This is a genomic window from Hansschlegelia beijingensis, assembly GCF_045505405.1.
In the GTDB taxonomy this organism is placed as follows: Bacteria; Pseudomonadota; Alphaproteobacteria; order Rhizobiales; family Methylopilaceae; genus Methylopila; species Methylopila beijingensis_A.
Genome location: NZ_JBJKEX010000704.1, coordinates 1 through 588 on the forward strand (window position 1 = coordinate 1; position 588 = coordinate 588).

Below are 588 nucleotides of genomic sequence, written 5' to 3' on the forward strand. Positions count from 1 at the left end.
GTTCGGCGTGGGGCGCCCCGACGCCGCCGGCGCGGGCGAGCCGACCGGCGTGTTCGCCTGGATGGCCGCCAAGCAGTCGCTGTTCTACCAGGCGCTGTCGCAGGCGATCCGAGCCCTGCGCACGGATCCCGCAGCCCTGTGGTCGCTCGTCGGCCTGTCTTTCGCCTATGGGGTCTTCCACGCCGCAGGCCCGGGCCACGGCAAGGCGGTGATCTCGTCCTATCTCGTCGCGACCGGCGAAGGCTTCCGGCGCGGGGTGGCGCTGTCTTCGCTGGCGGCGCTCGCGCAGGCCATCACCGCGATCCTCGTCGTGGGAGCGCTCACCGTCGTCTTGGGAGCGACCAGCGTTGCGATGGGAGCGGCCACCTACTGGCTCGAGGCCGCGAGCTACGCGGCGATCACGGCGCTCGGCGCTCTCCTGCTGTGGCGGAAGGGGCGCGGCCTGATGCGCGCGGCGCGCGGCCTGCCGGTCCATGTCCATGGCCCGGATTGCGCCCATGAGCACGGCGTGAACCCCGCGCTCGTGCAGGGACCGTTATAGTTACGGCCGCCGTTTACTGGGGCTTCGATTCAAAGCTTGCACCTCTC

The 588-nt window shown here is 71.1% G+C and carries 1 protein-coding gene; it reads left to right on the top strand.

The genetic code is table 11. The features are described from left to right. A partial coding sequence (locus ACIKT0_RS19715) for a nickel/cobalt transporter (RefSeq protein WP_407106938.1) occupies nucleotides 1–541 on the top strand: 541 nt, incomplete at its 5' end. Nucleotides 542–588: the final 47 nt, after the last annotated feature.